This window comes from Pseudoalteromonas sp. HF66 (assembly GCF_011806445.1).
GTDB lineage: Bacteria > Pseudomonadota > Gammaproteobacteria > Enterobacterales > Alteromonadaceae > Pseudoalteromonas > Pseudoalteromonas apostichopi.
Genome location: NZ_JAATOU010000021.1, coordinates 14,778 through 36,785, shown reverse-complemented (window position 1 = coordinate 36,785; position 22,008 = coordinate 14,778). Strand labels below are relative to the sequence as shown.

16 protein-coding genes are annotated in these 22,008 nt (G+C 41.4%); 6 read left to right on the top strand and 10 right to left on the bottom strand.

Features of this window, described 5'->3' with window-relative positions:
* Nucleotides 1–243: 243 nt before the first annotated feature.
* Nucleotides 244–2,979, bottom strand: coding sequence for a DNA polymerase I (polA, locus tag HCZ11_RS16680; RefSeq protein ID WP_130049876.1), 2,736 nt, complete (start codon nt 2,977–2,979; stop codon nt 244–246).
* 511 nt (nt 2,980–3,490) lie between these two features.
* Here polA and elbB point away from each other — a divergent pair.
* The 3 genes from elbB (at nt 3,491) to HCZ11_RS16665 (ending at nt 7,481) form a co-directional block, all read left to right on the top strand.
* Nucleotides 3,491–4,141, top strand: coding sequence for an isoprenoid biosynthesis glyoxalase ElbB (gene elbB, locus HCZ11_RS16675; RefSeq protein ID WP_130049877.1), 651 nt, complete (start codon nt 3,491–3,493; stop codon nt 4,139–4,141).
* 181 nt (nt 4,142–4,322) lie between these two features.
* Complete coding sequence (locus HCZ11_RS16670) at nt 4,323–4,715, top strand: cytochrome c5 family protein (protein ID WP_130049878.1); 393 nt, start codon at nt 4,323–4,325, stop codon at nt 4,713–4,715.
* A gap of 201 nt (nt 4,716–4,916) precedes the next feature.
* Nucleotides 4,917–7,481: a diguanylate cyclase gene (locus tag HCZ11_RS16665; protein ID WP_130049879.1), complete on the top strand. Its 2,565-nt coding sequence runs from the start codon at nt 4,917–4,919 to the stop codon at nt 7,479–7,481.
* Here HCZ11_RS16665 and rep read toward each other — a convergent pair.
* Nucleotides 7,471–9,483, bottom strand: a complete 2,013-nt coding sequence (rep, locus tag HCZ11_RS16660) for a DNA helicase Rep (RefSeq protein WP_130049880.1) — start codon at nt 9,481–9,483, stop codon at nt 7,471–7,473. The genes HCZ11_RS16665 and rep overlap by 11 nt on opposite strands.
* 111 nt (nt 9,484–9,594) lie before the next feature.
* Here rep and HCZ11_RS16655 point away from each other — a divergent pair, with 111 nt between their 5' ends.
* A complete protein-coding gene (locus HCZ11_RS16655; RefSeq protein ID WP_054561163.1) occupies nt 9,595–9,858 on the top strand; it encodes an accessory factor UbiK family protein in 264 nt (87 codons plus the stop codon).
* A 45-nt stretch (nt 9,859–9,903) separates the two neighbouring features.
* Here HCZ11_RS16655 and can read toward each other — a convergent pair whose 3' ends face one another.
* From can to ilvG, 7 genes are all read right to left on the bottom strand, one after another.
* A complete protein-coding gene (can, locus tag HCZ11_RS16650; protein WP_130049881.1) occupies nt 9,904–10,566 on the bottom strand; it encodes a carbonate dehydratase in 663 nt (220 codons plus the stop codon).
* An 18-nt stretch (nt 10,567–10,584) separates the two neighbouring features.
* Entirely contained in the window at nt 10,585–11,763 is a 1,179-nt protein-coding gene (locus tag HCZ11_RS16645) for a methyltransferase (RefSeq protein ID WP_130049882.1), read from the bottom strand.
* 50 nt (nt 11,764–11,813) lie between these two features.
* Nucleotides 11,814–12,818: an ABC transporter substrate-binding protein gene (locus HCZ11_RS16640; protein ID WP_167659024.1), complete on the bottom strand. Its 1,005-nt coding sequence runs from the start codon at nt 12,816–12,818 to the stop codon at nt 11,814–11,816.
* A 129-nt stretch (nt 12,819–12,947) separates the two neighbouring features.
* Entirely contained in the window at nt 12,948–14,501 is a 1,554-nt protein-coding gene (gene ilvA, locus HCZ11_RS16635; RefSeq protein ID WP_167658998.1) for a threonine ammonia-lyase, biosynthetic, read from the bottom strand.
* A 2-nt stretch (nt 14,502–14,503) separates the two neighbouring features.
* On the bottom strand, nt 14,504–16,360 hold the full coding sequence (ilvD, locus tag HCZ11_RS16630; protein ID WP_167658996.1) for a dihydroxy-acid dehydratase: 1,857 nt from the start codon (nt 16,358–16,360) through the stop codon (nt 14,504–14,506).
* A gap of 104 nt (nt 16,361–16,464) precedes the next feature.
* Complete coding sequence (gene ilvM, locus HCZ11_RS16625; protein ID WP_167658994.1) at nt 16,465–16,710, bottom strand: acetolactate synthase 2 small subunit; 246 nt, start codon at nt 16,708–16,710, stop codon at nt 16,465–16,467.
* Complete coding sequence (gene ilvG / locus HCZ11_RS16620) at nt 16,707–18,356, bottom strand: acetolactate synthase 2 catalytic subunit (protein ID WP_130049885.1); 1,650 nt, start codon at nt 18,354–18,356, stop codon at nt 16,707–16,709. The genes ilvM and ilvG overlap by 4 nt, the downstream gene beginning before the upstream one ends.
* Nucleotides 18,357–18,890: 534 nt before the next feature.
* Between ilvG and HCZ11_RS16615 the strand changes: the two genes are divergently transcribed.
* Nucleotides 18,891–19,769: a TraB/GumN family protein gene (locus HCZ11_RS16615; RefSeq protein WP_130049886.1), complete on the top strand. Its 879-nt coding sequence runs from the start codon at nt 18,891–18,893 to the stop codon at nt 19,767–19,769.
* Nucleotides 19,770–19,797: 28 nt separating this feature from the next.
* Here the strand turns inward: HCZ11_RS16615 and HCZ11_RS16610 are convergent, their stop codons facing one another.
* Nucleotides 19,798–21,255, bottom strand: coding sequence for an ATP-binding cassette domain-containing protein (locus HCZ11_RS16610; RefSeq protein WP_167658993.1), 1,458 nt, complete (start codon nt 21,253–21,255; stop codon nt 19,798–19,800).
* A gap of 129 nt (nt 21,256–21,384) precedes the next feature.
* On the opposite strand from HCZ11_RS16610, the gene HCZ11_RS16605 reads away from it, so the two are divergent.
* Nucleotides 21,385–22,008 (top strand): hypothetical protein, encoded by a 624-nt coding sequence (locus HCZ11_RS16605; protein ID WP_130049888.1) that lies wholly within the window; start codon nt 21,385–21,387, stop codon nt 22,006–22,008.

Here is a 22,008-nt window from a genome sequence, read left to right as displayed (position 1 = left end):
AATGATTTATTTTTGGCTAAATCGGGTCGCACGAAGCGATGCTCTATATACAGAAGCGATCAGCTTTCAGCCTTCAGACGCGCGAAACAAGTTTCACGCCTACTTGTAGCAGCGGCTTTATGCCGCGACCCTTAAATTGGAAGCTAGATTCGAGATAAATACGGTATAACGGTCAAGCAAATCGCTAACTTTTAGTCTGAAAGCTGACGGCTGATAGCTGACAGCTCTCATTTATTGCGACTATTAGTGAGCTTGCTGCCAGTTGTCACCACTGTCGGCTTCAACAATCAATGGCACATCGAGAGTAGCAGCTTCAGACATTAACTTACATATTTCAGCTTTATACTCATCAACACACTCTTCTTTAATTTCAAAAACTAATTCATCGTGCACTTGCATTAGAAGCTTCACTGAACCTTCAGCTTGTGCATTCACCCATTGATGAACTTTAAGCATCGCTTTTTTGATAATATCTGCGGCCGTACCTTGCATGGGTGCATTGATAGCAGCACGTTCTGCAGCTTTACGACGAGCACCGTTACGTGCATTGATTTCTGGTAAATGTAAGCGACGACCAAAAATCGTCTCTACATAGCCTTTCTCTGCTGCTTTTTCACGAGTTGTTTCCATGTACTCAAGTACGCCTGGGAAACGCTCAAAATATTTATCAATATAATGTTGTGCTTCATGGCGTGGCACATCTAATTGACGTGATAAACCAAATGCCGACATGCCATAAATTAAGCCAAAGTTAACCGCTTTTGCTTTACGGCGCATATCGCTGGTAACCTCTTCAAGACTTACCCCGAAAACTTCTGCTGCTGTTGCACTATGAACATCTAAGCCATTTGCAAATGCAGTGAGTAGGCCTTTATCTTGTGATAAATGCGCCATGATACGTAATTCAATTTGGCTGTAGTCGGCCGCCACAATTTTATGGCTAGGAGCAGCAATAAAGGCTTCACGAATACGACGTCCCTCTTCTGAACGAATTGGAATATTCTGTAAGTTAGGATCAGTTGAGCTTAAACGCCCTGTTGCTGTTACTGCTTGATGATACGAAGTATGCACTCGCTTAGTGCGCTCATTAACCATTAGCGGTAGTTTATCTGTGTACGTTGATTTCAGTTTTGACAAACCACGATGCTCAATAATCACCTTAGGTAATGGGTAATCATGAGCTAATTCTTGCAGCACTTCTTCTGCAGTTGAAGGTGCACCCTTTGGTGTTTTCTTGATAACAGGAAGCTCTAACTTTTCAAACAAAATCGCTTGTAGCTGCTTAGGCGAGCCTAAGTTAAATTTTTCACCTGCAATATCATAGGCTTCTTGCTCAAGTTCTAATAAGCGTTCACCCAAACGTTGGCTATGAGCTGCCAGCATGTTGCTATCAATTGCAACACCTGTACGTTCAATATCAGAAAGCACAGAAACGAGAGGTAATTCTATGTCTTCAAATACCGACTTTAGCTGATTATCTGCATCAATTTTTGGCCATAAAACTTGGTGAAGACGAAGTGTTATATCTGCATCTTCAGCGGCATACGGTGCCGCTTTTTCAAGCTCAATTTGGTTAAATGTTAACTGCTTTTTACCTTTGCCAGCGATATCTTCGAAGCTAATATTTTTGTGGCCTAAGTATTTAAGTGCCAGTGAGTCCATATCATGACGGCTACCTACACTATTAAATACATACGACTCCAGCATAGTGTCATACTTAATGCCTTTTAGCTCGTAGCCAGCATTCGCTAACACACTTTTATCGTATTTTAAGTTTTGTCCAACTTTCGCTTTGTTTTCGTCAGCTAAGATTGGGCCAATTTTTGCCATTACAGTTTCTAAACTTAATTGATCTGGCGCATCTGGATAATCATGTGCTACCGGTAAATACGCTGCTTCTCCTGCTTTAACCGCAAAGCTCATACCGACCAATTGCGCTTGCATATAATCGAGGCTGGTTGTTTCAGTATCAAAAGCAAAAAGTTCGGCATCATTTAACTGCGTCACTAATGTATCAAGCTGTTCTTCAGTTAAAATTGTTTCATAATGCGCATCAGCAACTTTTGGTAATTCGTTAGCTTCTGTTGGTACATCTAAATGAGTGTCAGCATCTTTAGGGTTATCAAGTAGTTCAGCTAACCAGCGGCGGAACTCACACTCACCATAGAGTGCGATAAGTTCGTCACGATTAGGTTCTTGCAGCTTAAAGCTTTCTAGATCCGACTCAACGTCAACATCACACTTAATTGTTGCTAATTCATAGCTAAGTGGCAGATGATCAAGTGCTGCAGCAAGCTTTTCACCAATTTTGCCTTTAATTTCACCAGCATGATCAATTACACCTTGCAATGATCCATATTTTTGCAGCCATTTCACCGCTGTTTTTGGACCACAGCCATCAACACCTGGAATGTTATCGACTTTGTCGCCCATTAAGGCAAGATAATCAATGATCAGCTCAGGGCCAACACCAAACTTCTCAACCACAGTGTCTGGATCTGAAATGCTATCAGTCATCGTATTAATAAGCGTGACATGCTCATTAACAAGCTGCGCCATATCTTTATCGCCGGTAGAGATCAGTACATGACGTTGCTGCTCTGAAGCAATACGCGCAAACGTACCAATGACATCATCAGCCTCAACACCTTCAATACTAATAAGCGGAAAACCCATTGCTTTAATAATGTTATGCAATGGTGCGATCTGAGTGCGTAAGTCATCCGGCATTGGTGGGCGATTAGCTTTATATTCGCTATACATGTCATTTCTGAAGGTTTTACCTTTGGCATCAAATACCACCACCATGTGTGATGGATCATATTGCTTGATCAAACTCTTAAGCATATTAACTACGCCATAGATTGCGCCTGTCGCTTCACCTTTTGAGTTAGTAAGGTGTGGTGGCGAATGATATGCACGGAATAAATAAGAAGAACCATCAACAAGAATAAGTGGATTTTCAGGGATCTGAGCCATGGTGAAATTGGATCCTAATTGAATAACATTAAATTGTTTGTAAGCATGCCATAAGGCCATCAAGAAAACGACTGTGAATTATTAACCAATAGAGGTTTATTAAAGAGCAAGCTGTGGATAACTTTGTAGATAACAGACAGAGTTAATTCTCCCAAAATGAAAAAACATTTAGGAAATTTTAGTAAGTTCATGTTTTGATTTAAAAAAGATATTACGACGTTCTTTTTTTATTATTTTAGTCCGATGTGGAAAACGGTTTTAGTAGCGATAACCTTTTGCTTATTCGATACCGAATTAACATCCCTTTTCATAACCGGGGGAGTATTCTAGCATAATGGATCAAAGATCATAGCGATCCTTTATACTTTTTTTTTCGTTAGTAATTTATAAAAAGGCATAAACAGCTATTCATAACGCTTTGCGAGTTATCGAGCTACAAAAATTTTTTATTTTGTCGGCTGACTCGTATCCTTGTTAAACTAAAGCTAATCGCATTAAGGAGAGTTCAAAAATGAAAAAAGTGGCAGTTATTTTAGCAGGTTGCGGCGTTTACGACGGCGCAGAGATCAATGAGTCAGTATTAACTTTATTACATATAGCCAAAGCAGGCGCGAGCTATGAGTGCTTCGCACCTGATATTGAACAAATGCATACCATTAATCACCTAACAGGTGAAGAAATGGCACCTAACCGTAATGTGTTAGTTGAAGCTGCTCGCATTGCACGTGGTGAAATTAAAGCCCTTACAGAGCTAAATGTAAATGAATTCGACGCTTTGATTGTACCAGGTGGTTTTGGTGCCGCGAAAAACTTATCAGATTTTGCAGTCAAGGGCGTAGATGCCCAAGTTCAAAGTGATGTACTTACAACTGCGAAAGCCTTTGTCGAGGCCAATAAAGCGGCTGGGTATATTTGCATTGCCCCTGCGATGCTTCCACTTATATATGGCAAGGGTGTCAAAACCACCATTGGTAACGACGCTGATACAGCAGCAGCTATCGAGCAGCTTGGCGGTGCACATCAGAACTGTGCAGTTAATGAGATCGTTGTTGATCAGCAGCATAAAGTGGTCACAACCCCTGCTTATATGTTGGCACAAAGCATTTTAGATGCTGACGCAGGTATCGAAAAATTAGTAAAAAAAGTATTAGAACTCGCTTAATAATCGGGCAAATAGCCAGCATCTAATGCAGGCTTTTCTTGCGCTAACGCAAAAAATGAAGGTTTTTCTATAGAAAAAGCCTTTTAGATCATTTTATAAATTGTGGCTTAGCGTTATAATCGTTCTAATTTCCGTCAGATATCGTGATTGATCACGTTCAAATCGAAGTGAGCAAGGCAAAATGAAAAAACTATCAGCTGCATTATTACTGCTAGCAACAACGGCATATGCACAAGCGTATGACAACTCTTTGACTGAAGATGCAATTAAAAAGCGTCTAGCGCCAATTGGTTCTGTATATCTAGAAGGTGATAAAGCTGCGGCCGCTGCTGAGCCTACAGGTCCTCGTTCTGGTGAGCAAGTTTACCAAGCAGCTTGTTTTGCTTGTCATGGTACTGGCGCACTAGGTGCTCCTAAATCAGCTGATGATTGGGCTCCTCGTATCGCTAAAGGTAAAGATACACTTTTAGATCACGCGCTTAACGGTTTCAACGCAATGCCTCCTAAAGGTACGTGTATGGATTGTTCTGAAGATGAAATCAGCGCTGCTATCGATTTCATGACTAGCAAGTAATAGTTTTAAAACTAATACTAAGGGCTTAATTTTATTAGGCCCTTTTTTTATGTCTATTTTAAAGCGCTAAGCTAGCTCTGTAGCCAATTCAGACCCATAATAAATTACCATTTTGTTAACATCTGTTACTTGACGATCTAATAAAAAAGTGGAACTATATAGGACGAAATTTAAACAACAATAAGATCTGGTTCTAAATCATTGGAAGATTCAGCAACACACATTGATAAGCTAGCCCGTAAGAATGCTCGCTTAAAATCGCTTTTACAAAAGTATAAGCAATCACATCACTTGCAAAATGCTCTTTTACAATTATCAGAGCAAGCAAGTACTGTTGCCGAATTAACCCTGCTCTATCCCGCTATTCATAATATTTTACAAGACTATATTCCGAGTAAAAACTTCTTCGTTGTATTGCATAACCCGGTTTACGATACTCTTGAGTTGTCTTATTTCGCTGATGAAAAAGATGGTCTTTCTGTACCATTAAAGTATGAGCAGTACTTCAAAGAAGGCTTAACGGGTTACGTATTCAAGCAAGGTAAAACCAGCTACTTTACCAAACAACAGACTGAGCAAGCTGTTGAACAAGGCTTACTTAAATGTTTTGGTACACCTGCAGAGCACTGGGTGGGCGTACCCGTCTACCGTGAAAAAGTCATTATTGGCGTAATGGTTGCGCAAAGCTACGACATAAACCAATGCTATTCAGAGCAACAGATTGAATTGCTAGAAGCTATGTCACTTTACTTAGCAACAGCAATTGAACGAGTGAAAAAGCGTGAACTACTAGAGTCTGAAGTTAAAATTCGAACCCGTGCATTAACTCAAAGTAACCAAGCACTTAACGACGAAATTCAACAGCGCAAAAATGCTCTCGAACGCCAACAGCTGCTATTCAAAATATCAGAGCTGGCAACGCAAAGTAAAAACCTTGACGATGTATATCAGCATGTTCATAGCATTATCAAAAATATTACCTATGCAGATAACTTATACATCGCATTGTATGACCAACAATCTCATTGGTTGAGTTTTCCTTATTGCGTCGATGAGTTTAACGATAATGGCAAACCACGACCATTTGCTAAAGGCTACAGTGAACTGGTTCTCAGCACTGAAAAGTGCCAAGTCATTGACAGTGAAAGAGCAAAAGAGCTCATCAAACTTGGCGTTGTAGAGAGGCCTGTTAATGTTCCATCAGAGCGCACAGCGACTAGTTGGTTAGGCGCTCCGCTCAAAACTTCGCAAGGTGTTATAGGTCTCATTGTTTGCCAAGCTTATAATAATAAACATGAGTTTAGTCAGGATGATTGTGAGCTAATTACGTTTGTATCACATCAAATTGCTAACGTTATCCAAACTCATCTAGCCAACCAAGAGTTAAAGCTCAGTCACCAAAAATTGGAACATCGAGTCACTGAAAAAACTAAAGAGCTTCGCCAAGCTAATATGCACCTGCAAATGCAAATTGAAGAGCGAAAAAAAATAGAACAACAGTTGTATCACGATGCACACCACGACTCATTAACTAGTTTACCTAATCGCAGTTTGTTCTTAACTCAGCTTGAAAAAACATTGCAGCATTACCAGCGCTACCCAGAGCAGCAATTTGCGGTGCTATTTATTGACCTTGATAAATTTAAAGATATAAACGATCACCTTGGTCATCAGGCAGGTGACCAATTTTTAATTGGTGTTGCAGAGTCTTTCTCGCATTGTATTCGTGAGCATGATCTACTCGCACGCTTAGGTGGTGATGAATTTGTGGTATTGCTAACTCACTTAACTGAACAACAACAAGCACAAGATGTTGCAAAACGTATCATCGAAATTATGAAAAAACCTTTCTGTATGAAAGGTCAATGTATTCAAAGTGGTGCCAGTATTGGTATCACCTACTCTAAACCAAGCTACAAACACACTGATGAAATTATTCGCGATGCGGATGCCGCGATGTATTACGCCAAAAATGCAGGCCGAAATCGCTTTGAGTGTTTTCATCCACTGCTTAATGCCAGTAATGTACAGCATGATGTAGAGAATATGCATCACCTAGATGATTTGCCTATGCACTTTAGATGTGCAGAAATCATTACCTTGGATGAAAAAACTCACGCTGAGTCTTTACTAGAAGCATTTGGTGAGCACCCTGTGCTTGGCAGCACTAGCTTTGAAGTCCTCAAAAAATTTGCGACCGATCGTGTTCAGCACTTCGAAGTTGAGCTTAATCTACTAAAACAAGCCTTTTCCCTAGCAAGTAACAGCCAACTCGAAAAAGTACTGTTTTCTTGTTCAGGATTAGTTTTAGAGCGTATTAACTTTCAGGCACTGTGTAAGTTATTAAACGCACACGATTCAAATAGAATGTGTTTATTGTTCAACGAACAAGAAATTCGTTACGCTTCAGCGATACAAATTGAAAACTTAAAAAGCTTGGTCGCACAAGGGTTTTCGATTGGTTTAAATGAATTTGCTAAAGATCGCTGTGAGTTAAACTTATTAACTGAGTTCCAGTTCGATTACTTATTGTTGAGTTCAACATTCAGTAAGCGTGTTCTACAGCAAGAGAATTATCATTTGCAACTACAAGGTGTTTTAGCTATCACTAAGCTGCAAAATATCCAAGTAATAGCTAAAGGTCCGTCGATTTTTAACTACCGCACTTTGCTAGATAAGCACGGATTATCGCTGTTTATTGGTAAACAGCATGCGCTGGCTCCCTTCGAGCACGAAGCACCTAGCGCACAATTCATTACTTCTTAAGCATCGCTCTTAGATTAGCCACTCGTGCCTGGCCTTTCTCCATACGCTCAGCTTGTGAGGAAGGTGGCTTCTTCGCTTCAAAGGCTAAGTCATCTTGTGGTAACTCCTGCACAAAGCGACTTAGCTCTGTGTCTGAGGTTTCACCAAACTGACGACGTATTTTAGCATAGGTCATTACTAGCTCTTGCTGGGCGCGTGTAATTCCTACATAGGCAAGACGACGCTCTTCTTCAACGTTATCTTCATCAATACTTACTTGGTGCGGTAATAAGCCCTCTTCCATGCCAACCATGAACACATACGGATACTCTAAGCCTTTTGAAGCATGTAATGTTAGTAATTGCACGGCATCAGATTCGTCCTCTTCTTCGTTACGCTCAAGCATATCGCGCAAGGTCAGTTTACTAACCACCTCAGCAAGGTTCAGCGGTGGGTTATCTGCATCACCTGTCAGCATATCGGTGATCCAACGATATAGCTCTGAGACGTTTTTCATGCGCATTTCAGCAGCTTTTGCACTCGGTGATGACTCATATAGATAAGCTTCGTAATTAATTTGTCTAACTAGTTCTTTTACTGCTTCAAGGGTATCACCCCGAACTGCATTATCAGATAGCTCAACTACCCAACGGGCAAAGCCAGCTAAGGCATTAAAGCCACGCCCTTTTAATCGGTGCGCAAGCTCAGGCTCAAAGCATGCAGCAAATAAGCTGATATGCTTTTCATTAGCAAGGGTACCTAGCTTTTCCAGTGTGACAGTACCAATCTCACGACGTGGCGTATTAACAATACGTAAAAATGCGTTGTCGTCGTCTTGATTCACCAATAAGCGCAAGTACGCCATGATATCTTTGATTTCTGAGCGAGAGAAAAACGACATACCGCCGCTGATTTTATAAGGAATACGGTTACTCATGAGTGCTTTTTCAAACACTCGCGCTTGGTGGTTACCACGGTATAAAATCGCATAATCTTTATAACTAGTGCGCTTCATGAATTTATGAGAAATGATCTCTGCAACCACTCGCTCAGATTCATGCTCTTCATCTCGGCAGCCAATTACTTTAATGGGCTCACCATAACCAAGTTCACTGAATAGCTTTTTATCAAACTCATGCGGGTTATTAGCAATCAGAATATTTGCAGCTTTAAGAATTCGTCCAGCACTTCGGTAGTTTTGTTCTAGCTTAATTAAACGTAAGCCCGGAAAATCTTTACTCAATAGCACCAGATTTTGTGGCTTTGCACCACGCCATGAGTAGATAGATTGATCATCATCGCCTACCACGGTAAACCGGGCTCGTTCACCCACTAATAGCTTAACTAGCTGATACTGACTAGTATTCGTATCTTGATACTCATCCACCAGCAAGTAACGAAAACGCTGTTGCCAGCGCTCACGTGCCGTGACATTTTGACTAAGCAATAACGTTGGGATCATGATCAGATCATCAAAATCAAGGGCATTATAGGCGCGCAGTTGATTTTGATAACGAGCATATAACTGAGCAAATAACGCTTTTTGCGGCTCACGGGCTTCGCGAACAGCACGCTCAGGTAGAATCAATTCGTTCTTCCAACTACCTATTTGCATCTTCAGCAGGTTAAGTAAATCTTTGTCCTTTTTAAGCTCTTCTTCGGTCAGCTCAGCTAATAACTGGTTGGTATCTTGGTCATCAAACAACGAAAAACCAGGTTTAAAACCTAAAGTAGTTAACTCTTTTTTGATAATCTCAAGCCCAAGCGTATGAAACGTTGAAACCCATAAGCCTTTCGACTCTTGCTTGCCCAGTGTTTGCGTTACACGCTCACGCATTTCTTTTGCAGCTTTATTGGTAAATGTAACTGCGGCAATATTACGTGCTTGGTACTCACACTTTTGCACCAAGTAAGCAATTTTATTAGTAATAACACGCGTTTTACCTGAACCCGCACCGGCTAATACCAGACACGGTCCACTGATATATTTTACCGCTTCATCTTGTTTTGGGTTGAGTTTCATAAGCCCCTAAAGAAATTATCCAAAGATAGGACGGGCAATTTTACCGTAATCACTACACTACGCCTAGCCAATAAGGTAAGATTGTTTTTTTACGTGACTCAAGGGACGAAGATGATTAACCCAGCAAAACTTGAAGAAATCGCTAAGCAAATCACTGATAACATGCCACAAGGCGTGAAAAACCTTGCCGAAACAGTCGAAGGCAAGACTAAGCAAGCTATTCAAAACAAACTTGCTGAGATGGACTTTGTAAGCCGTGATGAGTTTGATATTCAAAGCCAAGTACTTATTCGTACTCGTGAGAAACTCACTGAGCTTGAAGAGAAAGTTGCTTTACTTGAGCAGCAACTTGCTAGCAAACAAGACGAACAATAAAAAAGGAGAGCTAATTAGCTCTCCTTTTTTCTACCATATTCGGTATTAACTTTTTTCGGCAACGCGTTCGAAAACACGCTTAACCGCAATTCCGTATGTATCACTGGCTTCTTCAGCACAAGTTACTACCGACTCTAAATCATTAAGGTGGCCATTGGCTAAACCATAAACCCAACCATGGATTGTTAAATCTTGACCTTTTGCCCAGGCATCTTGGACGATATTAGTACGGCAAACATTACGTACTTGTTCAATAACGTTGAGTTCTATCAGGCTATTTAAACGCTCTTGTTCTGGTAATGAGTTGAGTTGTTCAATGTGTTTTTCTTTTACATCACCTACATGACGAAGCCAGTTATCAATTAAACCAAAACTCGCTCCGTTCAATACCGCCTGTACACCACCACAACCATAGTGGCCAACGACCATTATGTGCTTCACTTTAAGTACTTCAACGGCATATTGCATCACCGAAAGACAGTTATGATCAGTATGAACAACGACATTTGCTACGTTTCGATGAACAAATAACTCTCCAGGTAGCAAGTCTACTATTTCATTTGCAGGTACACGTGAATCAGAACAACCGATCCACAGGTACTCTGGATTTTGCTGCATTGATAGAATTTTAAAAAACTCAGGATCACTTTCACTCGTACGCGCAGCCCAACGTCTATTATTTTCGAATAAATTTTTTAACTTTCTCATTGCGCCTCTTTACGGTATTTAATAATTAGCTTGGATCAAGATATTCCTTGGTGTCAGCTGCTTTTCACAAAACGTACTAACTGTTACTTGATAACCTTGTTGTTGCAAATATAAAGCACGATCGAGCACGAGCCAAACTTCAATTGCCCTTCTGAATACATGTCGGACGAGTTCAACTCGCTCAGTAACCCTTTTGCGTTTTTTACCTATAGTTAAAAACTTATTGTAATCAATACCTTCAGGCAGTGATAATGATTTTTTCTCAGCAGCCCATAAACAAAATGAACCAAAAGAATCAGAAAAAATAGCTTTGTTCACTGATGGCACACTTACATAGTGCATTTCACCAGTGAGTGATTTACGTAATGCATCAAATCCAAGTCGCCATTCAACTTCTGTTTTTCTTACCTTATCAACTCGGCTTGGTGCGGTCACAGTTTCTTGCAGCGCTAGTTTTAAATCGCGATGAGTAAGCGCAAGCTGGCTTTGTTTTGCAGGCTCGCTCATTGCTTGATAGGCGTTATCTGTGAATAAATGATAACAACATGGTGAAAAGCTGATTTGCTGGGTTTTCGCTTTGCTCGCTTGCTGCATAAATGTTTGATGCAAACGACCACAGGCATGTAAAGCAACTGCATGCTGCTGGCGCTCAAAAAAACCATCGGTGTCGTCGGTTAATACATCAGCTTGTGAAAATTGCATTGCCAATTGCTGTTGCTTAGCACTGTGCTGACCTTGATCACACAAGTGTTGTTGTAGCTCAATGCTATGTACACTTGGCGCTCCATTAAATGCCAACATACGACCTAAATGCCCCTTACCTGCGCACCATTCTAAAACGGGCTGGTTAAATGACTGCTGACTAACAGCTGCAACAAAGTCTTGTAATTGCTCAAATTTACGGCCTTTAATGCCATTACTTATCCAAAACGGAAACTCATTACGAGCCAAATTGATAGCAGGTAACTCACACAACTCAGCCAGCTGTTCAATGTTTTCAATTTCATCAGCAAAATAACGATATAAAGCTTGCTGATCGGCATCTAGTTCACTCACTTGTTGGTCATCCAGCGCCCATAATAAGTGGGCTAATTCAGGCCAAGGAAGATCATCAAAATCAAATGCGGTACATTGCCAGTATTGGCGGGTTGAAAATAGCAGTGCATCTAAGGCAGCAAAGTGCTCGGCAAGTGTCATAACTACTTAGCGACAAGAAATAAAAAGCAGTATAACAGTTTTTATCTTATTTAACGTCGGTTACTGCTGATCAAGCGAATGTACAATGGCACACATGCAATACTTAAAATGATTGCAAGGATCAGCATCCAAGATAGCTCAAACCCTTCTGTTTGCTGTTGATCATACATAAAGCCTTCAAAAGCCTGATCAAACTCATCCTGATCTAAGCCATATAAATCTGTAATCAAGCGCCACTTTGCCATCGACATATTACCTAGATTAATTCCTGGAGGTTGGATGTAGCTTTTTAAAACATGCGCTTCATAGGCCAGCTCTTGTACGCTTTTCTGGGTAGCATAGTGCTGCTTGGTTACATCGATGCTTTCTTCTAAGTGTAATAAGGCATAACGCCAACCTTTTAAGCTGGCACGATAAAAGCGCTCAACAACCTCTGGCTTTTTCGCTAAAAATTGCTCAGAGGTATATAAAATATCGCCATACACATTCAAACCAAACTTTTGCGGGCAAATGAGTCGGTGACCTACTCCTTGCAATGTCATCGTGTAAGGCTCATTAGTGACATAAACTTGTACCGCATCTATATCACCGGCAAGCCACTCTTTAACGCCTCCTTCATGGCTAGCTGCCATCAAGCTTTCTAGGCTCAATCCTGCACGCTGTAACATCACCAGTAACTCAGCATTTTCTATTGAACCGATTTTACTTAGCTTTTTACCAGCAAAGTCTCTAGGCTGAAAAATATCTGAGTTATTTTTTACCATCCAGCAATAAGGCGAAAACTGCAATATTGCCCCAAGGGCAACAACCGGTGCGCCTTGCTGGCGCTTTTGTAATATGCCTGAGTGAGTAATAGCAAAGTCAGCTTTGCCGCTTAACACTTTAGGGAAGGTATCTGGGTGGTTTGGATCGGCAGGTATAATAGAGACATCAAGGCCCGCTTCCTTATAAAAGCCTTTTTCTGCAGCCATATAATAGCCTGCAAATTGATACTGGTGAGTCCATTTTAATTGTAAGCTAACTTTATCAGCGCACAGTGCGCTCATAGAGAGCATTAAACAGATTAACCCTAGTAGGCTTTTTATACCTTGCACGCATCATCCTTGCTCTAGAACCGTGCATTAACTATAGGAAAAATAGAGGAAAAATCAAGACTGCTAGTGAACAGTCTTGATTATATTAAGCTACTGATTTGCTGCTTTAACTTCACTAAGTTCTTGACCTTGGCTAGTTAAGAACTGGGTGAAACATGGGTTGTTCGTTTCATCTTGAACGTTGTATCCCAAACGGTTCAAATGCTCATTGAATACCTCATAATCACTCGGTTCAATAGCAAAGGCCGCCAGCACATTACCAATCGATCCACCATGGTTGCGGTAATGGAATAAAGTAATATTCCAGTTACTACCAAGGGTATCTAAGAATCGTGCCAGTGCGCCTGGGTATTCAGGAAACTCAAAGCGTAATAAACGCTCATGAAGTTGAGCTGGCGCTTTACCACCAACCATATAACGAATATGCAATTTAGCCAGCTCGTTATCTGATAGGTCACAAAACGTATAGCCGTTTTCTGTCAGTGTCGCTTTTAGCTCATCAAGCTCTTGTTGGCCTTGTCTTAAAGCAATACCTACAAAGATTTGTGCTTCGCCAGGGCCTGCAAAGCGATAATTAAATTCGGTGATAGCTCTGCCACCTAACGAGTTACAAAACTGCTTAAAGCTGCCCTTCTCTTCTTTGATAGTCACGGCAAGCAATGCTTCGTTCTTTTCGCCAAGAGCTGTTCGTTCAGCAACATAACGTAAGCGGTCGAAGTTTAAATTTGCACCCGATAAAATCGCGGCTACATTTAAACCTTTCACTCCATTTCGTTGACACCATTTTTTCAAGCCAGCTGTTGATAATGCCCCTGAAGGTTCAGCTATAGCGCGAGTCGAAACAAAGATATCTTGCATTGCTGCGCAGATTTCATCGCCCGTTACAGTCACCACTTCATCACAAAACTTTTGTGCTAAACGAAACGTTTCTGTGCCGATGACTTTTACTGCTACACCATCTGCAAAGCTACCAACACGGTCAAGCTCAACCGGCTTACCTGCTTCAAGGGCTGCTTTTAAGCAGGCACTCTCATCGGCTTCAACACCGATGACTTTAATATCAGGACGTAACGACTTAATGTACACTGCCATGCCTGCAAGTAAACCACCTCCGCCTACAGGAATAAAGACTGCATCAAGATCATTGAGTTGCTGCATTAATTCACGAGCAACGGTACCTTGACCAACAATCACATCTGCATCATCAAACGGTGGTACAAACACCCCATTGCGCTGCTCTGTGAGCTCTAGAGCATGAGCCTTTGCAGCATCAAAATGATGGCCGTGTAATACCACTTCACCACCTAAAGAACGCACTGCATTCACTTTAATTTCTGGTGTTGTAACAGGCATAACAATAGTTGCTTTATGCCCTAAAAATGAAGCACTTAGAGCTACGCCTTGCGCATGATTACCAGCCGATGCTGTAATCACATCAGAACCTTTTGGCAATTTGCTCAATTTATGAAATGCACCGCGTAGTTTAAATGAATAAACAGGTTGTTGGTCTTCACGCTTTAACCACACATGATTGCCTAGCCGAGCACTAAGATCAGCCATTTCGCTAACCTCAGTGACTTTTGCAAGCGGCTCCATGTTCGCTTGAATGATAGCGCGAAAATAATCGAGCTCTTGAGAAACCATAATTAACTAAGCTCCTCAAGTTTAGCTAAATCACGCACAGCTCCTTTGTCTGCACTGGTGGCCAGTAAGGCATAGGCTTTAAGTGCAGATGAAACATAACGGTCACGATCTAGAGGTTTGTAAGCATCTTTCCCGCGTGCAAGTTGCTTTTGCTTACGAGCTTCAAGCTCTTCATCAGAAACAGCTAATGTGATTTCGCGAGTTGCGATATCAATTACTATCTTATCGCCATTTTCAACATAGGCAATTGCACCACCGCTTGCCGCTTCTGGGGAAACGTGACCAATTGATAAACCCGATGTACCACCTGAGAAACGACCATCAGTGATCAGCGCACACTTTTCACCTAAGCCAACTGATTTTAAATAACTGGTTGGGTACAGCATTTCTTGCATGCCTGGGCCGCCTTTTGGCCCTTCGTAACGAATCACAACAACATCACCCGCTTTTACTTCACCGTTAAGAATGCCTTCAACCGAGTCATCCTGTGATTCGTAAACGACTGCTGGGCCTTCAAAATGAAGCATTTCTTCAACCACACCAGCACTTTTAACAATACAACCATCAAGGGCTAAGTTACCCGATAGCACCGCTAAGCCACCATCTTGACGAAACGCATTTTCAACGCTGCGGATACAACCATTTTCACGGTCATTATCCAGTTCAGGCCAGCGGCATTCTTGGCTCATTGCTTTTGTTGTGCGGATACCAGCAGGGCCTGCTTTATAAAATTTTTGCGCTACTTCATTACTTGGATCAGTCGCATCCCATTTAGTTACCATTTCAGCCATTGTATGACCCGCCACATGATCAACAGATAAATCGACAAGGCCTGCTTTACCTAACTCACGGATAATAGCCATCATGCCACCAGCGCGATGTACATCTTCAATATGGTATTTGTTTGTCGCTGGTGCCACTTTACATAAGAATGGTGTTTTGCGAGAAAGCTCATCGATATGCGACATATCAAAATCAACACCCGCTTCTTGCGCTGCTGCTAGTAAGTGTAAAACCGTATTTGATGATCCACCCATAGCAATATCAACCACCATTGCATTCATGAAAGCGGTACGATTGGCAATAGCGCGTGGTAACACTGCTGCATTATCTTTTTGATAATACTCACGACATAAATCAACAATGCGTGCACCTGCTTCAACATACAGTTGTTTACGGTCTTTGTGGGTCGCAAGTGTAGTACCGTTACCCGGTAGTGCCAGACCAATCGCTTCTAATAAACAGTTCATTGAGTTAGCAGTAAACATACCCGAACATGAACCACAGGTAGGGCATGCCGAGCGCTCAACTTTTTCAGAGTCTTCATCGCTTACTGAAGTATCAGCACCCTTAACCATGGCATCAACTAAATCAAGTTTGATGTCGATATCAGCAAGGCGTGTTTTACCCGCCTCCATTGGACCACCTGATACAAAAATGACAGGAATGTTTAAACGAAGTGCTGCCAGCATCATTCCAGGAGTGATCTTGTCGCAGTTAGAAATACAGATCATGGCATCAGCGCAGTGGGCATTTACCATGTACTCAACTGAGTCAGCAATTAAATCACGCGATGGGAGTGAATACAGCATTCCGCCGTGACCCATCGCGATACCATCATCGATTGCAATAGTATTAAATTCTTTTGGTACACCACCCGCTTCGGTAATGGTTTCGGCCATCAGCTCACTGAGCTGGTTAAGGTGAACATGACCCGGTACAAACTGAGTGTACGAGTTTACAACAGCGATAATAGGCTTACCGAAATCTTTATCTGTCATTCCTGTTGCACGCCATAAAGCACGCGCTCCTGCACGTTTTCGACCCTCTGTTGTTGTTGCACTTCTTAATTTAGCCATAATTACCTCAGTTTTTGCAGTGGCATGCCACTGACTTCCTCATTCCTAATTTATTACTCACTAAAGCATCAGTTTGATTGCTCTAGTTACCTGTTGATTTATTACTAGATTGCTTGTTGTTGAAATTGGTTTTCAACATTGACGTGTTTTACATCGACCAATTTACTCAACTGTGATGTTAGTAGATAAATCGGCTTATCGCTGTCTACTGTCATGGTGACGTGAAACGCTTCATCAGCCATTTCTAAATTCATTGTTGTTAGGTCAAAGCCGCGATGACGCGCAACGCGTAAAAAGCGCTCTACAGCGACACTTTGATTCTTTAGTGCAATCGTTAGGGTGTGTTTCATTTTACTGTCTCCGTCATCATTTCATCGTTGGCTGCACCAGGCGGTACAAGCGGCCATACATTTTCTTTATCATCGATACAGGCATGGAGAATGTATGGACCTTTACTAGTTACTAACGCATCAACCGCAGCATCAACTTCATCTGCTTTAGTGATAGTTTGACCTGGAATACCAAACACTGCTGCTAACTGCACAAAATCAGGATTATCTGAAAGGTTTGTTTCAGAATAACGACCTTCAAAAAATAGCTGCTGCCATTGACGTACCATGCCTAAACGTTGGTTATCTAAGATTAAAATTTTAACTGGCAGATTGTTACGACGAATCGTTGCCAGTTCTTGAATGTTCATCATGATTGAACCATCACCCGACACTGTGATCACAAAATCATTTGGGCGAGCAACTTGTGCACCGATGGCTGCTGGTAGACCAAAGCCCATGGTACCTGCACCACCACTACTTAAATGATTGCTTGGGTGACTAAATTTCATGTGCTGCGCAACCCACATTTGATGCTGACCCACATCACAACACACCACACCAGTTGATGGCATTTTTTGGCTTAGCTGGTTCAATAAATAAGGTGCGAATACTTTTTCACCCGGGTAGTCATAGCGCCATGCATGCTCTTTCATCATGCTTGCAATGTGCGTTAGCCACTCATCTGGAGTTACAAAACACTCTAGTTGCGGTAATGAAGTTTTTAAGTCTGCCACTAATGACGCTTTTACAGGCTTACGTTTACCAATCTCTGCGGCATCAATATCAAGGTGAATAACCTTTGCTTTTGCCGCAAACTTGCTTAAGTTTCCAGTGACACGGTCGTCAAAGCGGGCACCAATACAGACCAAAACATCACACTCTTGCACCGCTAAGTTAGCCGCTTTACCACCATGCATACCTAGCATTCCTAGGTCATATTCATAATCAGGTAATACACTACCTAACGCTTTTAACGTTGATACTGCAGGCATATGTGTTTTTTCTAAAAACTGCATTAATTCATCTTGTGCACTGGCAGCTTGTACACCACCACCGATATACGCTACAGGGCGCTGGGCTTCACTTAAGATTTGATTGGCAATAGCAACTTGGTTTGAGTCTAATTTTGGTAAGTGATCTTCGGCAGCTAACCAAGGATGAAATGGTACTTGCGCCATTTGGATGTCTTTCGGAATATCCACTAACACAGGACCAGGACGGCCGCTTTGCGCTAAGTGGATGGCTTCTTGTAATATTTCGGCTAAATCTTCAGCTCTTTCAACCATGTAACTATGCTTGGTGCAAGATAACGACATGCCTAACACATCCACTTCCTGAAAGGCGTCGGAGCCTATCGCTGCGGTTGGTACTTGACCTGTGATAGCAAGTAATGGCACTGAATCCATCATCGCATCGGCAAGGGCTGTGATTAAGTTGGTCGCCCCAGGGCCGGAAGTAGCAAAACACACGCCTAACTTACCTGTGCTTCGCGCAAAACCCACAGCGGCAAAGCCTGCCCCTTGTTCATGACGGGTCAAATAATGTTTGACTGGCGCACCGTACAAAGCGTCGTAAATAGGCATAATGGCACCACCCGGGTAACCAAAAACATCCTTAACGCCATGTTTAGCTAATAAATCGATTGTTAACTCTGCGCCTGTCATCGTAAATCCTCATTCCTCAGTGACATTGTGTATTTGCTGCGACTCAAACCTTAAAACGAAAAAGCCCCCCGAACTGTTAAGTGCGGGGGGCTTTTAAATGCTTTACTTTTCTCTAAGCACTAACTAGCCCCCGCGGTGATAATAATCACCACGACGTTAATTAGAATTAGAGAAAGTTTGTTTGTAAGCATTTATCTGTAACCAAAATTTGTTCATTTGTAGCGGATATCTAGCCATCCCGCTGCCTTTTTCTATTAGTACCGCGCTAGGGCCTGTAAGTCAACATAAAAATCAATTCAAAAAACAGTCTAAAAAGCAAAATTAAAGAAACAAATATCTAACAAATGAAAATATCGAGATTTATATTTCACTATTTTTTATATATCGAAATTTCATACCTCGTTATTCACTATTCTATGATTGATTAATTTTTATCAAAAACATGCAATTTTCTTTGCTTTAAGCTGATTTATTTTAACGCCTCTGAAAAATTAGTTTAGTATTGAAAATAACCACGTTATGAAAAGGAAAGTTATGAAGTTCGTCCAGCGTATAAATGCCCTGTTTTTTATGCTGCTACTGCTTGGTTTCAGCCAACATGTACTCGCAGAGCCGGGATTATGGAAAGTAGAGAAAAACGGAGTTACTTCTTATTTATTTGGTACTGTCCATGTTGGTGATAAAAGCATGAAAGGATTACCAAGCAAGGTAACTAAAGCACTCGATAACTCAGATAAAGTCATCGTTGAAGTCGATATCAGCGTGATTTCCCCCATGGAAATGCAGCGCCGGTCATTGCCATTTATGATGCTGAAAAATGGTAAAACCTTACAGTCAGAGTTATCGCCAGAAAACTACACTAAATTACAAAAATACTTTGCTGATAAATCAATTGATATTGCGATGTTTAAAAACCTAGCACCGTGGGCGGTAATGGTCACCATGATGCAAATGGAGTTCCAAAGTGTTGGTTTTTCAGATCAGTACGGCATCGACAAGCAAGTACTTGCTTATGCTAAACAGCATGACATATCAGTTGGTGAGCTAGAAACCCTAGAACACCAAATGGAAATGTTTGAACACTTAGCAATTATGAATGACAAAATGATCGAAGAAACATTCGACCAACTTGCTGATGTAGATACCTACTTTTTTGGTCTTATTAAGGCTTGGAAATCGGGCGATATGAAAACACTTACGCAGTTTTACAACGAAAGTTTTGATGACTCTCAATATGGTCAGCTAAGTGAGCAAGTTATGTTGATAGACCGTAACAACAATTGGGTTAATCAACTATCTGCTCGCATCGGTAAAGAAAAGCTGTTTATTGCTGTCGGGGCTTTACACCTACCTGAGCAACACGGATTGTTAAAACAACTAACAGATAAAGGTTTTACCATTACCCGTATCTAAGTTAAGTAATCCGAATATAAAAAGCGCTTTATGGCGCTTTTTTTGTGAAATCAGACATCTCTAAATAGTTTTCGATACCTACAATTTTATCACTCGCGTGGTGATTAACATAAACCACGGTACTGGTACCTGCAGCGCAGATCTTTTCTATCAGTAATAAAACTCGCTGCCTATTTGCTTCATCGAGACCTAAGCAAGGTTCATCAAGAATCAATAAATTAGGGTGCTTAACCATAGCTCGTGCAATTAACAACAAGCGTTGATCACCAAAAGACAACTGACTAAATGAGCTGCTTTGTTTATCACTTAAACCTAATAAAGCCAACCACTTTTTAGCAATGGTTAGCTGTTTATCAGTGGCTTTTTGATAAAGACCAATGCTGTCATAAAAGCCCGAAACTACCGTATTGAGCGCCGAGATACTGACCCGATAATCCATATGCAGCGCGTTAGAAATATAACCAATGTGCTGTTTAATTTGCCAAATGCTCTCACCACTTCCGCGCTGATAGCCAAACACCTTAATATCATTGTTATAACACTGTGGGTTATCACCAGTGATAAGGTTCAGCAAACAGGTTTTACCTGAACCATTTTTGCCTGTTAACTGCCAATGCTCGCCTTGGTTTATTTGCCAGTTTAGTTTTTCAAAAACGACCTCACCGCCATAGCCCACTGCTGCGTTATTGAGTCTTACCAGCATAGAGTCATCGAGCGGAGGCGCTTGATGGTCAATATCAGCCTCAGGTATCTGTAACTGAGTATGAGTGAGATGTAATAACTTTAGTAAGTCATCGCGCTGCTCAGGGGAGGGGTTTGCTAATTGCTGAATCACATGGCCCTCTTTAACATAGGTGTAGTGATCAACAAAATCTGGTATTTCAGTTAACCGATTGAGCACAAAAATGAGGGTCGTTGTTTTACTAAACTTAGCTAGTAACTGATTGAGCTCAGTCATGGCCGTGACATCTAAACCATCAAAAGGCTCATCAAGTACAAGTAAATCTGGTCGACCTATTAATGCTCGAATCAGCATAAGTTTGCGGGTTTCACCGGTTGATAAATCGCGAAATGCTTTGCTAACTTTGTCACTAAAATCAAATAGGCTAATTAACTGCTGAAGCAACTCGCTATCAAGCTGATGTTCGTCCCGACCAGCAATTATAAGCTCATAAACCGTACTAAAAGTAGTTACGCCATCAATAATATCATCTAGATCTTTTGTAAGCTCAGTTGCGAGGAGTTGCTTTTGACTGTCAGGGGAAACTAACGCAATTCGCTCAAAGCGATTCTCATAGTGGCCTTGCTCTATTTTCGCAAAACCTGCAATGGCAGCAGCCACGGCCGATTTTCCCGCGCCATTAGCGCCTAGTAAAACCCATTGCTGCAATGGCGATACATTGATATTGAGATCATCTAAATAATAAACGTCATTACCCTGCCCCTTTAGGCTGGCTTTAACATTAACCAACTGTACTTGTTGCACTTTGAATCCTCATTCTAAGTTACCGTTAGGTTGACGTTACCGCATTCGATAAAAAAATAAAATTCGTTTAAACCTTTTTTGAACACAGCTGCGACTAAGGTATAAAAGGTCATCAACAGGAAACAGACTATGAAAAAATTACTTTGTGTAGCAGCAATAGGCCTAGCACTGACAACGTCATACGCTATGGCAAAAGATTCACGCGAACTAAGTCACAACTTCGCAATTAATGGCGCAAGCCAGCTTGATATTGATTTTCCGGTAGGCAGCTTAGAAGTTGAAAGCTATGACGGCAGCGAAGTCGTAGTTACGGTACGCATTGAACCAAAGAATGACAATAGCTGGTTCAGCTCTGATGTTGATTTATCAGATATTGAATTAAGCCATTCGCAAAGTGCTAGCTCACTTAACTTAAAATTAGATAACGATGACATTCAACAAGACTGGCATGTAAAAATGCCTAAATCGATGGCAATTGATGTCGAACTAGGTGTTGGCGATATCGAAATTAACGATGCGAGTAATTCGGTTGATATTGAACTAGGTGTGGGCGCGGTAAGAATTGATAGTGCGCTTGATGACTACAAACACATAGAGCTTGATACCGGTGTGGGCGACACCAAAATTCGCGGCTTAAAAAATGACGGTAATACCAGCCGAAAAGTTGTTAGCTCGCACTCAAGCTATCGTGGCAACGGCCAATACGATATTGAAGTAGAAGTGGGTGTTGGCGACATCAAGGTAACACACTAA